At 73.1% G+C, this 1415-nt stretch carries 1 protein-coding gene; it reads left to right on the top strand.

Annotation, left to right across the window (positions count from 1 at the left end; translation table 11 throughout):
* Positions 1 to 1415 (top strand): sensor histidine kinase (locus tag ACWDX9_RS63295; protein WP_449973450.1); only part of this gene is annotated, 1415 nt, incomplete at both ends.

Genomic DNA, 1415 nt, shown 5'->3' with positions numbered 1-1415 from the left:
GGGCCGGCGCGCCAGGCGGAGGTCACGAGGAACGGGCCGGCGCGCCAGGCGGCGGCGACGACGAGGCGGCGGCCAAGCCGCACGATGATGACGCGGCAGCCCGGCGGCGTGGCGGCTGGGAGCGTTCGGGCGAGCGGGTCGGCCAGTCACGGTCCAGCACGGACGGCGAACGGAGCGGCGGCGAACGGGGGCTCTTCGGGCGGGTCGGGACGTCGGCGGGACGAGGGTTCCTCGGACGGGTCGGGGCTTCGGCGGGACGGGCCGTGTGGGCCGTTCGGGGGGCGGTCGGGCTCGCCTTCTTCCAGGGTGACGCCGATCCGCCACCGAAGGCGCGGCGGCTGGCGTTCGGGGTGCCGCAGTGGCTCAGGCCGCTCGTCCCGCTCACCACGATCAGCCTCGTCCAGGTGGCGGAGCTGATATTGGCGCTGCTGCTCTACATGCAGACGGTGAACACGGTGTGGTTGTGGAACATCGGCCCACAGATCGGCCCTTACCGACAAGGGCCGATCTGGGAGGGCTTCGTCTACCTCACCGCCGTGGCGGTCGCGCTGCCCATCGCCCTGCGCGACCGGTGGCCGCTGGCGGCCTGGCGGGTGTCGTTCGCGCTGATGCCCGTGGCCGTCGGGGTGACCAGGACGATCGGGTTCCCTCACGGCGAGATGCCGTACATGACGTGGCTGATCGTCTCCTATCTGCTGGCCCTCTACTCCGTGGCCGTGCGCTGCGACCGGCGGATCACGGTGGCCGTCTGGGTCGTCACGTTCCTGGCCACCTGGATCATCGATCCCAAGTCGATGCCGGTCGCCATGGTCGTCGTGTCGGTGGCGGTGCTGTTCGGCTACAACGTGCGGGTCCGCCGTACCGCCACGGCGAAGCTGAAGACGGAGGAGCGGCGCACCCGGCAGGCCGAGAGCGCGCAGGCGGTGCTGGCGGAGCGGGCTCGCATCGCCAGGGAGCTGCACGACGTGGTCGCGCACCACATGTCGGTGATCGCGATCCAGGCGGAGGCGGTGCCGCTCAAGGCCAGGGGCGATCCCGCCCAGTTGGAGGCGGGGCTGGCGGAGATCCGGGGGCTGTCGCTGGAGGCGATCGCCGAGCTGCGCCAGGTCCTCGGCGTGCTGCGCGATCAGGACGGACGCGTCGACACCGCCCCTCAGCCCGGGCTCGACCGGCTCGACGAGCTGGTCTCCAACGCCCGCGCCGCCGGGCTGGCCGTGCTCGTCAAGCGCGCCGGACCGCTCAACCGGCTGACTCCGGCCGTGGGGCTGTCGGCGTACCGGATCGTGCAGGAGTCGCTCAGCAACGCGATGCGCCACGCGCCCGGCTCGACGGTGGCGCTGGACGTCGCACACCGGCGGGGTGAGCTGCGGCTGCGCGTCGCCAACGGCCCGAGTACCGCGCCCGGCGCCGGGGCC

This window comes from Nonomuraea sp. NPDC003201 (assembly GCF_053590415.1).
The sequence above is the reverse complement of the archived record's forward strand: the minus strand, read 5'-3'. Positions and strand labels throughout refer to the sequence as shown.